This is a genomic window from Flavobacterium defluvii, assembly GCF_900129555.1.
GTDB classification, from domain to species: domain Bacteria; phylum Bacteroidota; class Bacteroidia; order Flavobacteriales; family Flavobacteriaceae; genus Flavobacterium; species Flavobacterium defluvii.
The window spans coordinates 138,921-155,398 of the sequence record NZ_FQWC01000004.1; the positions used below are offsets into that span (position 1 = coordinate 138,921).

18 protein-coding genes are annotated in these 16,478 nt (G+C 34.5%); 10 read left to right on the forward strand and 8 right to left on the reverse strand.

The genetic code is table 11. The features are described 5' to 3' along the window. Nucleotides 1-118 precede the first annotated feature (118 nt). The 5 genes from BUC29_RS11020 (at nt 119) to BUC29_RS11040 (ending at nt 5,319) form a co-directional block, all read left to right on the forward strand. Nucleotides 119-640: an RNA polymerase sigma factor gene (locus BUC29_RS11020; RefSeq protein ID WP_073416233.1), complete on the forward strand. Its 522-nt coding sequence runs from the start codon at nt 119-121 to the stop codon at nt 638-640. Nucleotides 641-685: 45 nt separating this feature from the next. Further along, nucleotides 686-895: a hypothetical protein gene (locus BUC29_RS11025; RefSeq protein WP_073416234.1), complete on the forward strand. Its 210-nt coding sequence runs from the start codon at nt 686-688 to the stop codon at nt 893-895. A 12-nt stretch (nt 896-907) separates the two neighbouring features. After that, nucleotides 908-1,753 carry a FecR family protein gene (locus BUC29_RS11030; RefSeq protein WP_073416235.1) on the forward strand — a complete coding sequence of 282 codons (846 nt, stop codon included), beginning with the start codon at nt 908-910 and terminating at the stop codon, nt 1,751-1,753. Nucleotides 1,754-1,853: 100 nt separating this feature from the next. Then, nucleotides 1,854-4,475 carry a TonB-dependent receptor gene (locus BUC29_RS11035; protein ID WP_073416236.1) on the forward strand — a complete coding sequence of 874 codons (2,622 nt, stop codon included), beginning with the start codon at nt 1,854-1,856 and terminating at the stop codon, nt 4,473-4,475. A gap of 4 nt (nt 4,476-4,479) precedes the next feature. After that, nucleotides 4,480-5,319, forward strand: coding sequence for a DUF4249 domain-containing protein (locus BUC29_RS11040; RefSeq protein WP_073416431.1), 840 nt, complete (start codon nt 4,480-4,482; stop codon nt 5,317-5,319). 64 nt (nt 5,320-5,383) lie between these two features. On the opposite strand, the gene BUC29_RS11045 is transcribed toward BUC29_RS11040, so the two are convergent. The 7 genes from BUC29_RS11045 to BUC29_RS11075 form a co-directional block, all read right to left on the reverse strand. After that, the gene (locus BUC29_RS11045) at nt 5,384-6,304 is read right to left on the reverse strand and encodes a helix-turn-helix domain-containing protein (protein WP_073416237.1); all 921 of its coding nucleotides are present in this window, start codon (nt 6,302-6,304) and stop codon (nt 5,384-5,386) included. A 33-nt stretch (nt 6,305-6,337) separates the two neighbouring features. Continuing rightward, on the reverse strand, nt 6,338-7,171 hold the full coding sequence (locus BUC29_RS11050; RefSeq protein WP_073416238.1) for an SDR family oxidoreductase: 834 nt from the start codon (nt 7,169-7,171) through the stop codon (nt 6,338-6,340). A gap of 168 nt (nt 7,172-7,339) precedes the next feature. Then, nucleotides 7,340-8,074 (reverse strand): SDR family oxidoreductase, encoded by a 735-nt coding sequence (locus BUC29_RS11055; protein WP_073416432.1) that lies wholly within the window; start codon nt 8,072-8,074, stop codon nt 7,340-7,342. A gap of 19 nt (nt 8,075-8,093) precedes the next feature. Continuing rightward, a complete protein-coding gene (locus BUC29_RS11060; RefSeq protein WP_073416239.1) occupies nt 8,094-8,846 on the reverse strand; it encodes an SDR family oxidoreductase in 753 nt (250 codons plus the stop codon). Between the two features lie 12 nt (nt 8,847-8,858). Further along, on the reverse strand, nt 8,859-9,329 hold the full coding sequence (locus BUC29_RS11065; RefSeq protein ID WP_073416240.1) for a DUF1097 domain-containing protein: 471 nt from the start codon (nt 9,327-9,329) through the stop codon (nt 8,859-8,861). Nucleotides 9,330-9,340: 11 nt separating this feature from the next. Continuing rightward, nucleotides 9,341-10,081: an SDR family oxidoreductase gene (locus BUC29_RS11070; protein ID WP_073416241.1), complete on the reverse strand. Its 741-nt coding sequence runs from the start codon at nt 10,079-10,081 to the stop codon at nt 9,341-9,343. Between the two features lie 111 nt (nt 10,082-10,192). Beyond that, nucleotides 10,193-11,113, reverse strand: a complete 921-nt coding sequence (locus BUC29_RS11075; RefSeq protein ID WP_073416242.1) for a helix-turn-helix domain-containing protein — start codon at nt 11,111-11,113, stop codon at nt 10,193-10,195. Between the two features lie 160 nt (nt 11,114-11,273). On the opposite strand from BUC29_RS11075, the gene BUC29_RS11080 reads away from it, so the two are divergent. The 5 genes from BUC29_RS11080 to map all read left to right on the forward strand — a co-directional run bounded on the left by BUC29_RS11080 (nt 11,274) and on the right by map (nt 15,755). Next, complete coding sequence (locus tag BUC29_RS11080) at nt 11,274-12,314, forward strand: SDR family oxidoreductase (RefSeq protein WP_073416243.1); 1,041 nt, start codon at nt 11,274-11,276, stop codon at nt 12,312-12,314. A 2-nt stretch (nt 12,315-12,316) separates the two neighbouring features. Beyond that, entirely contained in the window at nt 12,317-12,964 is a 648-nt protein-coding gene (locus BUC29_RS11085; protein ID WP_084538627.1) for an NAD-dependent epimerase/dehydratase family protein, read from the forward strand. Nucleotide 12,965: 1 nt separating this feature from the next. Next, a complete protein-coding gene (locus BUC29_RS11090) occupies nt 12,966-14,108 on the forward strand; it encodes an MBL fold metallo-hydrolase (protein WP_073416245.1) in 1,143 nt (380 codons plus the stop codon). Nucleotides 14,109-14,114: 6 nt separating this feature from the next. Next, the gene (locus BUC29_RS11095) at nt 14,115-14,915 is read left to right on the forward strand and encodes a helix-turn-helix domain-containing protein (protein ID WP_073416246.1); all 801 of its coding nucleotides are present in this window, start codon (nt 14,115-14,117) and stop codon (nt 14,913-14,915) included. Between the two features lie 75 nt (nt 14,916-14,990). Further along, on the forward strand, nt 14,991-15,755 hold the full coding sequence (map, locus tag BUC29_RS11100) for a type I methionyl aminopeptidase (RefSeq protein ID WP_073416247.1): 765 nt from the start codon (nt 14,991-14,993) through the stop codon (nt 15,753-15,755). Between the two features lie 86 nt (nt 15,756-15,841). On the opposite strand, the gene BUC29_RS11105 is transcribed toward map, so the two are convergent. Further along, complete coding sequence (locus BUC29_RS11105) at nt 15,842-16,423, reverse strand: Crp/Fnr family transcriptional regulator (RefSeq protein ID WP_073416248.1); 582 nt, start codon at nt 16,421-16,423, stop codon at nt 15,842-15,844. Nucleotides 16,424-16,478: the final 55 nt, after the last annotated feature.

Here is a 16,478-nt window from a genome sequence, read left to right on the forward strand (position 1 = left end):
AAATTACTGTACTTTGTAACTTATTACATTCAAAATTTGAAGCCCTTCATTTTTGAATACAATAATATTAGACTCAATGAGTTTTGACTAGATAAAACTAGCAGCGATATTTTTCGTTATGGACAATAAAAAGTTTATTTTAAGTTTAAAAAAAGGAAATGAAGCTGCCTTCAAAAAGGTTTACTTCACTTACTACGATAAACTGATAAATATTGCAAAACGATTTAATCTTACCGTACTTACCCCAGAAGATTTTGTTCAGGAAAGCCTTTTACGATTGTATAATAAACGTGAATTACTAAACGAAGATGTTTTGTTTGATAAGCAGTTGTTTACCATTTGCAAAAACATTCTTATCAATCACGTCAACAGAGAAAATAAAATAGTACAACTTAATCCTTCGCAGGCTGAAATCTTAGACGAAGAAACTGATTCAGGAATTTTTGAGGAAAGAAAAGAAAAGTTACAAAATTTTATTATTCAGCTTCCTGAACAGCAGCAAAAAATATTTACTTTACACAAACTGGAAAACCTTAGCTATAAGGAGATTGCAGAAATCACAGACCTTTCTGAAAAGACGATTGCCAATCACATTTATCTCGCCAGTAAATTTATTCGAAAAAAAATCGAAAACCATTAGGAACTTTTTTGTTCTCGTTTGTTATATCTAAAACAAGAACAAAAAATGCACATTGAAGCTTATAAAACGAATATCAGAACTAAAAAGGACGCAAGTTATATTGTGGCTCTTTTACAGTTTATTATTTCTGATTGTATCATAAATTTTGATTTTAAAAATCGCGAAAGAATTTTAAAAATCGAAACCAATAGAGAAATCCAGGAAATGGTTTATGGTGTTTTTAATAAACAAGGATTTTATTGTAAAAAACTTTAATACCGAAAGGTCATGGATAAAGAAAAACTGGAAGAGGAATTAAAAAAAATCTGGAATGAAACCCCACATTCGAATTCAGAGAATACAAAAGAAGCTTCGTGGGAAGAATTTCGTTCTAAAGCTTTTGCTTCCAAAAAACGAATGTTTAAACCGTGGCGTTACGCTGCCGCAGCGGCCGTTTTACTTTTTGTGCTTATCGGAACTGGAATTTATTTTAATAATGAGCCTTTATCCGAAACTCATCTTGTGGTAGCAAAAAATGTAATCGAAAACCAGACTTCAAAAATAAAATATGTTGTCTTGCCAGATAGTTCAAAAGTAGAATTGAGTCCGAATGCTAAAATTATTTACGGAGATAATTTTGCTTTAAACAGAAAAATAGAAGTCGATGGTTTGGTTTATTTTAAAGTTACAAAAGATAAACAGCATCCGTTTCAGGTTTTTTGCAACGAAACAACAACTACTGTTTTAGGAACTTCTTTTATAGTAAATGAAACTGAAGACGAAAAAGTGACAGTTGAACTTTTTGAAGGAAGTGTGCAGATGAATATAAAAGGTCAGGATCAAAAATGGGTCTTGAAACCTGGTGAAAAATTCATTTATGCAAACCAAACAGCATCTGTTGAAGAATTTAACCGATTTATAGATTTTGAAAATGAAAAACTGGCTGTTATAGGCAAATATATCGAAGAGAATTATGGCTATAAAGTAGTAATTCCACAGGATTATCTGAATCAGAAAATTACGATTCGAATCAATAAAAAAGAAGATTTAAAAACAATTGTACAATTAATATCAGAAATGTATAACCTAAACTTTGAAATAAATGAAAATTTAAAACAGATTACTTTCCAATAGGAAAAGAAAAAGGATGTAAGCCGCGAAACTCCACATCCTCCTCATATTCAGGATAACACGAGGTTATTCCATTTAATAATATTCAAAAATACAAAATTTCATGAAGCATATAATTTCGGCATGCTTTTTTTTATTCAGTTTATGTATGTCTGCCCAAAACGTTACAGTAACTGTAGATCAAAACATAACCCTAAAAGAATTCTTTAAACAAATAGAAAATCAAACTGATTTTAAATTTGCTTTTACAGATCAAATCGATACAAGCCAAAAGTATTTTACAAAGAAAAGCACCTATAAGCAAATCGAAATTGAGAAACTTATCTCTGAACTTAACAAAATTGCGCCTGTACAATTTTCTATTGCTGGCAATAATATTTTTGTGAAACAGAAATCCCAATCTTCTGCTAAAACTTCGAAAAAAAAAAGCAAGTTAACAGGACAAATTTTTGATGATACAAAACAGCCTGTTATTGGCGCCAATGTGTTTATTAAAGAACTTGAAGTTGGCGCTGTAACAGACATCAATGGAAAATTCAGCCTTGAAATCCCAAACGGAAGTTATACTGTTTTAATAAGTTATGTTGGTTTTAAAAATCAGGAAGAGCATGTTAAGATTTCTGATGATACGAGAATCAATTTCAACATGGATGCAGATAGTCAGGAATTAGAACAAGTTATTATTACCAATAATAAAACTGTTGATATTAAGGCCACTCAAATGAGTGTTAACAGGCTTACAATGCAGGAAATTAAAAGAATTCCGGTTGCGATGGGCGAGCCAGATCCTTTAAAATCAATCTTAACTTTACCCGGAGTAACCAATGCAGGAGAAGCTTCATCGGGTTTTAATGTCCGCGGAGGTGCTGCCGATCAAAATTTAATTCTTTTAGACGGCGCTCCTGTTTATGCCGATTCGCACATGTTTGGTTTTTTCTCGATTTTTAATGCTGATATCGTAAACGGTCTTGATTTATACAAAGGAGGAATTCCGTCTAAATTTGGAGGGCGTGTTTCTTCTGTTTTGGATGTTACACAGCAAACCGGAGATTTTGAAGAATATAAAGTAAATGGAGGAATCGGAATTATTTCGAGCCGTCTTCTTGTTCAGGGACCTTTGCAAAAAGAAAAGGGTTCTTTTATACTTTCTGGACGTAGTTCTTATGCACATTTATTTTTGAAACTGGCTGATAACCAAAACTCGGCTATGTTTTATGATTTGAATGCCAAATTAAATTATCGTTTTGATGCTAAAAATTCGTTGTCATTTTCAGGTTATTTCGGAAATGATGTATTTGATATCAATGATCGTTTTGCCAGTACGTATGGAAGTACAATGGGAATTTTAAGCTGGAAACATAAATTTTCAGATCGTTTAAACAGTAATTTATCTACTTTTTACAGCGAGTATAGATTTAATCTGGAAATTCCGGTTGAGAGTTTCAAATGGGACAGCAATATTCAGAGTTACGGATTGAAATACAACTGGAATTATCAGCAGTCTGAGAAGTTTAAAATCAGTCATGGAATTGATGGTTTGTATTACAATTTTAATCCGGGAGTTGTGCAGCCTACAAGTTCAGATTCTCAGTTTAATTACAAACAGCTGGATAAAAAATACGCTTTAGAGACTTCTGCTTATCTTGATTTTGAAAATCAGATTACAGAGAAACTGAATTTCCGTTACGGATTGCGTTACAGCTCATTTTATCGTTTCGGACCAGAACCAATCAATACCTACGAAAATGGTCAGGCCGTTGTATATAATCCGTTATATAAAATTTACGAAGAAGGAACTCCAAACGGAACCATAAATTACAAAAAAGGTCAGGCGATCAGTACTTTTAATAATTTTGAACCAAGAGCCGCTTTGTCTTATTCCTTTAATGATAATACTTCTGTAAAAGCAAGTTACAACAGAATGGCGCAGTACATTCATATTTTATCGAATACGCAGTCTCCGCTTCCAATGAGTATCTGGACGCCAAGCGGGCCTTTTACTAAACCTCAGCTTTTGGATCAATATGCATTGGGATATTTTAAAAATTTCAGAGACGGCGATTATTCTTTAGAAACTGAATTATTTTATAAAAATGTACAAAACCGTATCGATTATATTGACGGTGCCGATGTTTTGGCTAATAACAATATTGAGCAGGTAATTTTAAACGGTAAAGCCAGATCGTACGGAATGGAATTATTGTTTAGAAAAAATACCGGAATTTTTACCGGATGGATTTCGTATACTTTGTCTCGCGCTGAGCAAAAAACGCCGGGAAGAACCCCTGAAGAACCAGGAATTGCAAATGGTGACTGGTATTTATCAGGATATGACAAACTGCATAATTTAAGTATTGTAGGAAGTTATGAATTTAGTCCGAAATGGTCTTTTAACGGAAACTTCACTTTACAATCAGGTCATCCGGTTACGTATGCGAATGGATATTATGAAATTGGAGGCATTCATGTTCCGAATTATTCTTTAAGAAACGAAAACAGATTACCGCTTTTTCATCACTTAGATCTTGCGGCGACTTACACACCCAAACCGGATAAAAAGAAAGGATGGCAAAGCTATTGGACATTCAGTCTTTATAATGTTTACAATAGAAAAAATGCCGCCTCTATGACTTTCACAACTAATGAAGATACGGGAGCAAATGAAACCAGAAGACTTTCAATTTTTGGAATTGTACCTGGGGTTTCTTATAATTTTAAATTTTAATGCTATGAATAAATTGAAAAAAAACAGGATAATAAGCAGAGTAATGGCATTAATGAGTCTTCTTTTTGTATTTTCTTTGGTTTCGTGCGAAGATGTCGTTAACCTTGATCTGGAAACAGGAGAAACCAAATTAGTAATTGATGCCGAAATTATTTGGAAAAAAGGAACTACAGGAAATGAGCAAACTATAAAAATAAGTAAAACGGCACCTTATTACAGCGGTTCTACGCCTAAAGTTACTGGCGCACAGGTAAGAGTTGAAAACAGTAACGGAGATGTTTTTACTTTTAATGAAACCGAAGCAGGAGTTTATAAATGCACCAATTTTGTTCCTGTAATTGATATGGAGTATAAATTGTTTATTACTGCTGAAGGACAAAGTTATACCGCAGCAGAAAAATTAACTTCTGCTACTCCAATAAACAAAATTGAGCAAAAAACTGTTCCTGATTTTGGCGGAGAAGATGTGATCGAACTGACCTTTTATTATAACGATCCGGCAGATCAAAAGAATTTTTATGTGACTGATTATCAAAGTGAATTTTTAATTTATCCTGAATACGAAATTACAGATGATGAATTCTTTAACGGAAACGAAATAAGCACAAGATATTCTCACGAAGATATGAAAACCGGAAATACGGTAAAAATTACACACAGGGGTGTTTCTAAAAATTTCTTCAATTACTGGAAATTAATTCTTGACGCTTCAAGTTCAAACCCTTTCTCAATTCCTCCGGGAAACATTCGAGGAAATATTGTAAATACCAATAATGCTGACAATTACGCCTTTGGTTATTTCAGACTTTGCGAAGCAGATGAACGCTCTTATGTTGTGCAATAAAAACATTCTCAAAAAAGACAAAACCCTTAAATACTAACATTTAAGGGTTTTGTCTTTTATAAAATCAATTTAAACCTTGACGAAATTCTACAGGCGAAATTCCTGTTTTTAATTTAAATAATTTATTAAACGACTGAGGATGTTCAAAACCTAATTCGTAGCCAATTTCGGCAGCCGTTAAATTTGTTGAAGTCAGCTTTTCTTTCGCAATATCAATTAATTTTGAGTGAATGTGCTGCTGTGTATTTAATCCCGTTGCACTTCTGAGCATATCGCTGAGGTAACTCGCAGAAAGGTTTAATTTATCTGAAAAGTATTTTACTGTCGGTAATCCTTTCAATATTGATTCTTTCGAATTAAAATAATCAGCCAGAAGATTTTCAAATTTTTCGACATGTGTCGTGTTAACCACTTTTCTGGTAATGAATTGCCTTTTGTAATATCTGTTGCTGTAATTCAGTAAAACTTCAATATACGAAATAATTAAATCCTGACTAATTTCATCGATAGAGGCATTTAATTCCTGATGAATATCTTCAAAAACACTTGTAATTTTCTCTCGTTCACGATCAGACAAATGAAGTGATTCGTTTATGTTGTAAGCAAAAAAACCATATTTAGAAATACTTTTGCTTAACGGATACGATAAGAGAAAATCAGGATGAAAGAACAAACTAAACCCTTCACATTCATCACTGTCATCTACTACTGACAAAGCCTGATTGGGCGAAACAAAAATCAATCCGCCGTCATCAAAATCATAATATCCCTGACCATATTTCATTTTACCTTTCAAATTGGTTTTATATGAAACCATATAAAAATTTGCCACTAAATTTCTAACATCAGAAGCCGGTGAAATTTCACTATGATTAAAAAAAGTAATAAGCGGATGCAAGGGTTTTGACACACCCAAAGCATCTGTCAATTCTGCAATAGAATTGAAATAACGCAGCTGGTTCTTTTTTATTGATTTATCGATCATAATACTGAAAATGTAAATTTACGATAGAAGTCATTAACTTTTACCAGAAAAAATACTGTTTGTGAGAGCATTATATTCTTCTTCAGATGAACTGCGTCGAGCATCTAAAAACAGTTTAATATCATTTGTAGGTGTGTATCTAAATTGATCTGAATTATCATTTGCTGCTTCAAAAATAGAAGCCACTACTTTTTCAAGTGCATCATGATCTACATTATTTTCCAAACCGCCGTATAACTTTCCAATGTGTTCTAAAAACGGAACATAATCTTCAATAAACTGAACATTTCCGCTTTCTCCTCCTACTCGTGCCTGAAAATTAGTTTCTAAAGCCCCGCCCGGTTCAATTACTTTAACTTTAATTCCCAGCGATCCTAATTCATAACGAAGACTTTCTGAAAAACCTTCCAATGCAAATTTTGAAGCGCTGTAAAGAGACGCCATCGGAAAACCAATTGCTCCTGCTCCTGAACTCACATTTATAATAGTCCCTGATTTGTTAGTACGAAAATGCGGCAGAATCGCACGGCTGACATCCATCGCTCCAAATACATTTACATTAAACTGCGCCTGAATTGCTTCTCTTGAAGCTCCTTCAAAAATTCCGAAAAGCCCATAACCCGCATTATTAACAATAACATCAATACGCCCAAAATGTTGAATTCCCGACTCAATAGCTGAATGTATTGTAGTAATATCTTCGACATCGAGTTTTTCAACCCAAACATTTTTCTTGTTTAATAGTTTTCCTGCTTTACTTACATCTCTCATTGTGGCAATAACATTCCAATTATTTTCTGCAAAGAATTGCGCTGCAGCTAGTCCAAAACCAGAAGAAGTTCCTGTAATTAATACTGTTTTTTTCATTTTTATATCATTAAAATTATTTGATACAAAACTAGTTCGCAGGTTTTCGGGCGAATAAGTAGAAATGAGGAACAAATAAGCCAAAATGAGGATTCTGAAAATACTCCAATAAAAAAGTCAGGTTTTAATAACACAAAACCTGACTTTTTTAAAAACTTTATAATAAGATTAAACCAAAACAGTTCCGCCGTCGATCGTTATAATCTGACCTGTAGCAAATGTCTGTTTCATTAAAAAAGTAAATGTCTGAGCAATTTCTTCAGGATTACCAACTCGTTTTACCAATAATGAATCGCCAACCGATTTATAAAACCCTTCTCTTGTACTCTCGTCCATACTATTCCAAAGGTTTGTTTTGATAACACCCGGCGCAACGGCATTTACACGAATAGGAGCCAGTTCTACCGCCAAAGCTCTGCAAAGTCCATCCATTGCGCCGCAGATACTTGCCGCCAATGCCCATCCTGAACCGGGTCTCTGGCTTGCAATTCCGCTCATTAACCCAATAGAACCGCCTTCATTAATATATTTTGAAGCATATTTTACAGCCGCAAGTGCGCCCCAATAACGAATTGTGAAAAAGTTCTTTGCGTTTTCAATATCAGTACCGTCAAGCGTAGTTAGATTCAAATTCTCGCCTGCTGAGTAAACCAGATGATCAAAATTACCTATGTTTTCAAACAGGTTTTTGATGTTTTCTACTTTACTTAAATCAACCACAAATCCAGTAGATTCTGTCGATAATTGTTTAAGCGCATCATTGATTCTGTTTTGATTACTTGAAACAATAATCACATTTGCACCTTCCTGAGAAGCTTCTTTTGCGGTGGCCAATCCTAAACCAGAAGTTCCGCCCAAAATGACTACTTTTTTTCCTTTTAAGGAATTTCTATTATTTTCCATTTCTAAAATATTTGATTTATTATTGATTTGCACCGCCGTTTACAAGCAAATGCTGACCGTTTACAAAAGAAGATAAATCGCTTGCAAAAAATTCAGCAATATTAGCAACATCTTCTACCTCGGCCAATCTTCCCATTGGGCAGCTGTCGATTAATGATTTTCTCAGTTCAGGATAACTGTCTGCATCAGCAAAAATTCCGGAATGATCTACCGCAAACGGAATAATACTGTTTACCGTAATTCCTTTATGGCCGATTTCTTTAGACAAAACATCAACCATATATCTAGGCGTGCTTTTACTTCCGCCATAAATTGCCATTCCCGGAATTGGAAAAGCGGTTGTACTCGAAGCAATGTAAATGATTCTTCCGTTGTTTTCTACTTTTTTGGCCGCTTGCTGCATCGTAAAATAAGCACCTTTTGTATTGATAGAAAATAGTTTGTCAAACTGAGATTCTGTAAATTCAGTAACCGGGGTTTCTACCATTTCGATTCCGGCATTGGCCACTACGATATCAACTTTACCAAAAGCTTTAATAGCTTCTTCAAATAATCTTTCGATATCGGCAACTTTGCTAACATCGGCCTGAACGGCAATTACTTTTACTCCCATTGCCGTAATATTTGAAACTACTTCATCTGCAGAAGCTTTATCTTTTGAATAATTAATTACAATATTAGCTCCCAATGATGCATATCTTTCTGCAATAGCTTTTCCTAAACCTCTGGCAGAACCTGTTATTAATGCAACTTTATTATTTAATATTTTCATGATTTTTAAATTTTAATTATTGAATGATTTTGATACGATTTGAAGTGATGAATCATTGAACCAGGCAAATGTAAAACCCGCAATTATTGGAATCAGCAAACTTGCAACAGCCGCAAATTCAAGTTCAGGATGCACTCCGAAAATGATTATTAAGCCGATAAACCAGGCCGGAATACTTTTTAAACCTTCTATTTTGGATAAAAAAGCCAATGATCCGATGAATAAAAATACAGCCAGTTGAAAACCTGCAACTCCAATTATAGTTTCAAAAAATTTAGCTGAAACCATTATGGCAACTCCCATCAATATTCCGAAGATGATTTGCACAAAGACCGGAATTGAAGTTTTAATTGATTTTCCGAATAAATAATAACTTACCCAGGCCAGGAACATCGTCCAAGTTGGCCATTGCAGCATGAAAGAAACCGTAACGGCAACTGCGCCAAACAATCCTAATATTATAGCGTTTATGTATGTTTTCATAATTTCTACGATTAAGCCATTCCGCCGTTAACACCAATATTCTGCGCATTGATCCATTTTGCATCGTCAGAAGCAAGAAACACTGCAACATTTGCAATATCATTGGTTTCGCCAATTCTGTTAAAAGCAGATAATGATGCTAATCTTGCGATAACTTCTTCAGATTTTCCGTTTGTGAACAATTCTGTGTTTGTTGGTCCTGGCGAAACTGAGTTTACATTAATTCCTCTTGAACCAATTTCTTTAGAAAAAACTCTTGTCAATTGCTCCACAGCCGATTTTGTGGCTACATAAGTGGCGTAACCCGGAAGCATAATTCGATTTACAGAAGTTGAGAAATTGATAATACTTCCGTTATCAGCTAGTTTTTCAGCAGCTTCACGCATGGTATTAAAAGTTCCTTTTACATTAATGTTGAAGTGACGGTCAAAATCTTCATCCGTAGTATCTTTGATTAATTTGGTAATCATAATACCAGCGTTGTTAATCAAAACATCGATTTTGCCAAAATGCGCAATACTTTCGTCAAATAAAGCTTTTACTTCTGCCGAATTACTAACGTCTGCTTTGATTGCGATAGCCTGACCACCGCTGGCTTTGATTTCCTGAGCCAGTTTTTCGGCAGGTTCTTTACTTCCTGCATAATTGATAATAACTTTGGCTCCGGCCTCAGAAACTTTTTGAGCAATTGCGGCTCCAATTCCTCTTGATGAACCTGTAATTAAAACTACTTTGTCTTGTAAATTTTTCATGATTATTTGAATTTTGTATTATGTCATTATCGACAGTACAAAATTGCAAATAGAATGTAACGGGGTTGTTGCGAAGATTACAGATTGAAATGCAAAATTCAAAGCATACCCTTAATCAGCAGATTTTCTATATTCCTCAGGCGAGGTTTTGGTGTTTTTTTTGAAGTAATTACTAAAATGCGACGTTTCTATGAAACCCAATTTATACGCTATTTCTTTAATAGAAAGCGTAGAGTTTTTTAAAAGCGATTTAGCTTCTGTAATCAGTTTATCCGAAATCCAGTTACTTACTGATTTCCCCGTTTTACTTTTAATAACGTTGTTGAGGTAATTTTCATGAAGATTCTGCGCCAAAGCATAATCTTTTACCCGAAGCTGTTTATCTGTTTTTCCGTCGAGTAATTCTCGAAAATGATGTTCAAGGTTTTTCTTGAAGTTTTTTACGATTTGCGAACTTTTATTTCCTTCGTAAATTGGATTGTAATTATTCCAGAAAGCTTCTTTTATTTTTAGAAGAAGAATAAGCAGAAATCCTCCAATTATTTTATTTTTTATGGAAGATTCTGATTTGAATTCTTTTTCGATTTGAAGATAAATCGTTTCGAATTCTTTAAAAGCGGTTTCATTCAAATTTCTCGGATATACCGTTTCCGATAATAAAAAAGGAAACTCCTTAAAGATATTCGTGTGCACATTCTCTTTTAAAAAAGTCTCTGTAATAGTTATCAAATAAACATCTTTAATTTCATTCCACTCAAAAGATTTAAAGTGACCCGGATTTGTAAAATAAACCGTTCCCGGTTCTGTATTAAAAGAAACATCATCAGTCGTGTATTTCCCTTTAGCATCTTTTACAAATAAAAAAGAAAAGTAACCCGGTCTGAATCCGATGGATTTAAACGGCAGTTCCGGATGCAGGTCTTTTAAATTATTAATTGTTAAGCCATCATTGTCGGTAATTTCATTTACAGGAAGCCCCATATTTTTATAGGTTTCGTGTAAATTTTTAAATGAAACTATTTCTTTAGACATGGCTTTTTCTTTTTAATCATAGCGAATATAAGATTTTTTCAGAAAATCAATTGATTTTTCCACTTCAGGATTCTGGACCTCTCAACAAAATAACTTTGGACTTTACAACAAAATAAGTTCTTGGCTTTCTTCTGAAATTTGCCCTATAAAAATACAATCGATGATACATTCAAATCAAAAAGTATTAGTTACCGGCGGAACAGGTTTTGTTGCCATACACAGTATTTTGCAATTACTAAACCGCGGTTATCAGGTTCGAACAACCGTTCGTTCTTTAAAAAGTAAAGACAAGATTTACGAAATGCTGCAAAACGGCGGCATTACCGATTTCAGTACATTAGAATTTATTGAAACCGATTTAACAAGTGATAATAACTGGCCGGAAGCCATGACAGACTGCCAATATGTATTGCACATTGCTTCGCCTATATTTTTAAGATTACCGAAAGACGAAGACGAAATGATACGTCCTGCGGTTGACGGAACTTTACGAGTTTTAAAAGCCGCAAGAGATGCTGGCGTAAAACGTGTCGTGATGACGTCGAACTTTGGCGCTGTCGGCTACAGTCATAAGGATAAAAACTCGCTTATTACTGAGGAAAGCTGGACAGATCCTAACGAAAAAGGACTTTCGACTTACAATAAATCTAAAGTTCTGGCAGAAAAAGCGGCCTGGAATTTTATGAAAAATGAAGGCGGATCGTTGGAGCTTTCAGTAATTAACCCAATGGGAATTTTTGGACCGTCTTTAAACGAAGATTTATCAAGCGGGTTCGAATTGCTTAAAAAATTATTAGACGGTTCGATGAAAGCCATTCCGGATATCAGTTTGGGAATTGTCGACGTGAGAGACGTTGCCGAATTACACATTCTGGCAATGGAAAAACCGGAAGCAAAAGGCCAGCGATTTTTAGCTCTTTCGGGCGGAACAATGTCTTTAATGGAAATTGTAAAATTCCTAAAAGAAAAAATGCCGTATGTAACCGAAAAAGCGCCTTCAAAATCTTTGCCTACCTTTATAATACGTTTGACTGCATTATTTAATGATCAGGCAAAAGCGATTTTACCTTTAGTTGGCATTAATAGAAATGCGAGCAACAAAAAAGCAAAAACAATATTGGGCTGGACTCCGCGTACCAATGAAGAAGCGATAACCGCCACAGTAATTAGTTTAATAAAATGGAAATCTCTTAATATATAAAGATGAAAGTAATTGTAACTGGTGCCACCGGAATGGTTGGCGAAGGCGTTTTAATAGAATGCCTTGAAAACAATCAAGTAGAATCAGTTTTATATGTGGGAAGAAAACCAAGCGGAAAATCGCATCCTAAATTGACAGAATATCTGGTTTCTGATTTTCTTTCGCTGAAAAACAACGATACGAAACTTTCAGGTTATGATGCCTGTTTTTATTGTGCGGGAATCAGCAGCGTGGGACTTGACGAAGGGCAATACACTTATATTACGTACGATACAACGATTCATTTTGCAGAAGTTGTACTCAACCAAAATCCGAATTTGGTTTTCAATTTTATTTCAGGATCACATACCGATAGTTCTGAAAACGGAAAAATAATGTGGGCGCGTGTAAAAGGAAAAACCGAAAATGCTTTGCAAAAAATGCCTTTTAAAGCGCAATACAATTTCCGCCCAGGATTAATGAAACCTGATAAAACGCAAGTTCATTTAAAAGGATTTAATAAATACATTAAGTTTCTGTACCCAATTATGGGATTATTTTATACCGGCTGCGAAACCAGAGAAATTGGCCGCGCGATGATTGCGACAGCCCGTTTCGGGTTCTCTAAAAAAATATTGGAAGCCATTGACATTAAAAAAGCCGCGAACTAAAATGAAAAAGCGAATTTTAAAAATCATCAAACGAATGTTCATTGTTATCGTAATTTTAATTCTGATTTTGGGTTTGAGTACTTGGCTTTATATGCAAAAAGCAACTTTTGGAAGTTTACCATCAGAAGAAAGTATGGCACGAATTGAAAAATCATCTCATTATAAAAATGGAGAATTTCAAAATAATACTTACACGCCAACTTTTGCTCCCGGTTATACTTTTTGGGGCGTAATACGAAGCCAGATTTTTGACAAAGCCGTTTCAACAGAACCTTCAGGCAAAATTCCGTCTGTAAAAAGAGATTTGAAACATTTGCCAAAAGATCAAAACCTTTTGGTTTGGTTTGGACATTCTTCTACCCTTTTACAAATTGAGGGGAAGACATTCTTAATTGATCCGATTTTTAGTGATAATGCATCGCCGATTCCAAATAGTGTAAAAGTTTTTGCAGGAACAAATTCGTATCATGTTCAAGATTTACCCGAAATTGATTATCTGCTAATTTCTCACGATCATTACGATCATCTTGATTATGAAACTGTTTTGGGTTTAAAGAAGAAAGTTAAAACTGTCATTTGCGGTTTGGGCGTTGGTGCGCATTTTGAACGCTGGGGATATCCTAAAAATAAAATTATTGAAGAAGACTGGAACGATTCTGTAAAAGTTGGAAAAGATTTCACGATTCATACACTTCCGGCAAGACATAAATCGGGACGCGGATTTACACAAAACCAATCTTTGTGGGCTTCGTATTTAATTAGTTCGCCAACAATGAAAGTTTTCTACAGCGGCGACGGCGGTTACGATACGCATTTTGCCGAAATCGGAAAGAGATTTGGTCCAATTGATGTTGCTCTTTTGGAAAACGGACAATATAACAAAGCGTGGCATTATATACACATGCTGCCCGAAGAAACTTTGCAGGCGGCAAAAGATTTAAATGCTAAAAGTATGATTCCGGTTCATAATTCGAAATTTGCATTGGCCAAACACAGATGGAATGAACCGCTCAACGAAATTACACGTTTAAATGAAAAATATCATATTCCGTTGATTACGCCTAATATGGGAGAAATCGTTAATTTTGATAGTCATAAAGTTTTTCCCCAATGGTGGAAAAATAATGCTGAAAAACCAATTTGATTTGTCATGAAATATACAGAAATCAAAAGTTGTTATATAGGTCCCGAAATATCACCGGAACATTTTATTGCAGAACATTTCTTTTTGTATCTGGCAAAAGGCTCGATTGAAGGTTATGACGGCGTTAATAAATACAACCTAAAACCGGGCGAATACTGCATTGCCCGAAAAAATCATCTGGCGAGATACAACAAACAAAAACAAGACGGAGAGTTTGAAAAAGTTGTCGTGATTTTTGATACTGCATTTTTAAAAATTTTTGCCGAAAAACATAAAATCAAAGCTCAAAAAAGTGAAGATGACGCGGCATTTGCTGCTTTAAAGAAAACAAATCTGGTTCCTAATTTCATTCTTTCGCTGATGCCGTATTATAATGACGGAGGCGAAATCGATGAAACTTTTTCGAATATAAAACGTGAAGAACTGCTTTTGATTCTGCTAAAAGAAAATCCGCAGCTGACAGATATTTTATTTGATTTTGCACCACCTCAAAAAATCGATCTCGAAGCGTATATGAATCGAAATTATAAGTTCAACATCAGCATGGAACGTTTTGCGTATTTAACCGGAAGAAGTATTTCGGCTTTTAAACGTGATTTCGTTGCTATTTTTTCGGATACGCCAAGCCGCTGGCTCATTCAACGCAGATTGAAAGAAGGTTATTTTTTGATGGAAAAGAAAGGCAAAAAACCTTCTGATATTTACCTTGATCTTGGTTTTGAAGATCTCTCTCATTTTTCTTTTGCTTTTAAAAAGAAATATGGGTTTGCTCCTTCGGATGTTTTGAAATTGGGGAAGAAAGTGTGAAATCTCATATCTCCTTCTTACAAAATAAATCGCAAAAAATAGTTATATATTAGCAGGAGTTTAAATTAAAACACCATGTCCATAACAACAGAAGCAGAATTAATCGGAATGAAAAAGGCAAGTGAAGCTGTAGCTTACACTTTAAAAGAAATGAGAAATTATGCCAAACCCGGAATTTCAACTAAAGAACTTGACGAATATGGCGGAAAAATCCTGAAAGACTTCGGAGCAAAATCGGCACCATTTGTTACGTATGGTTTTCCCGGCTGGACTTGTATCAGCGTCAATAAAGAATTTTGCCACGGAATCCCTTCTGATAAAAGAATACTTAAAGAAGGCGATTTAATCAATATTGATGTTTCGGCAGAATTAAACGGTTTCTTTTCAGATAACGGAGGTTCGTTTGTTATTGGCGAAGATATAAACCGTCATCAAAAACTGATTGAAGCTTCAAAGGAAATTCTGCGAAAAGCAATTTATAATATAAAAGGCGGTGTTCGTATTTCGGATATTGGTTTTATAATGGAAACCGAAGCCAAAAAAAGAGGTTACAAAGTCATCAAAAACTTAACTGGTCACGGAATTGGAAGAGGTCTGCATGAAGCTCCGCACGAAATTGCCAATTACAGAGATAAATTTAACTTAACCCGATTTAAGAAAAATTCTGTTGTTGCGATTGAAACTTTTATCTCAACAACTTCAACCATTGCCGAAACTCAAAAAGACGGCTGGACAATGGCAGGAAATAAAGGCGGTTTTATGGCACAGCACGAGCATACAATTATTGTTACTGATGGAAAACCAATTATTTTGACAGAAATGAATGAAATCTGGAATTAAAAAATTTCAAGGCATAAAAACTAAAAACTCCATTAGCAATAATGGAGTTTTTTATTCTTTTCAATTTTAAAAAATTAAGATTTAATCTAACCATTTTTCAAATGCTTCGCCCGCAATCGGCTTAAAAATTCAGGCGTAATTCCTAAATAAGAAGCGATATATTGCTGCGAAACTCTTTGTGAAATCATAGGATAACGCGTTACAAATTCTATATATTGATCCATTGCCGTTGCAGAAACGGTTTTAAACAATCGCTTTTGTAATTTAGACAAATGCCTCTGAATCATCAATCGGAACATTCTTTCTAACTGCGGAACTTCGTTTATCAAATTTTCTTTTGCCTGACGGGTTAAAACCAGTAATTCGCAGTCTTCAAGCGCTTCAATATACATATCACTCGGAATCTGATCTTCAAAACTTGTAATATCACTCACCCACCAATCTTCGGTAGCAAATTGCAAAGTCAGTTCAATTCCGTTGCCATCAATAAAATATTCGCGAATACAGCCTTTATTAATATAAGCTTCAAAATTGCATATTTCGCCTGCACTTAATAAAATAGTTTTTTTTGGGACCATTCTCAATTCGAGACTGTTTTCAAAAATTTTAAGTTCCTTTTCCGTAAGACGGACGGTTCTCGAAAGATATTCTCGTATTTTATCAAACATTTTAATTGATTTTCAAAATGTAAATATAAGATGATTTATTTATTAATATTTCTTG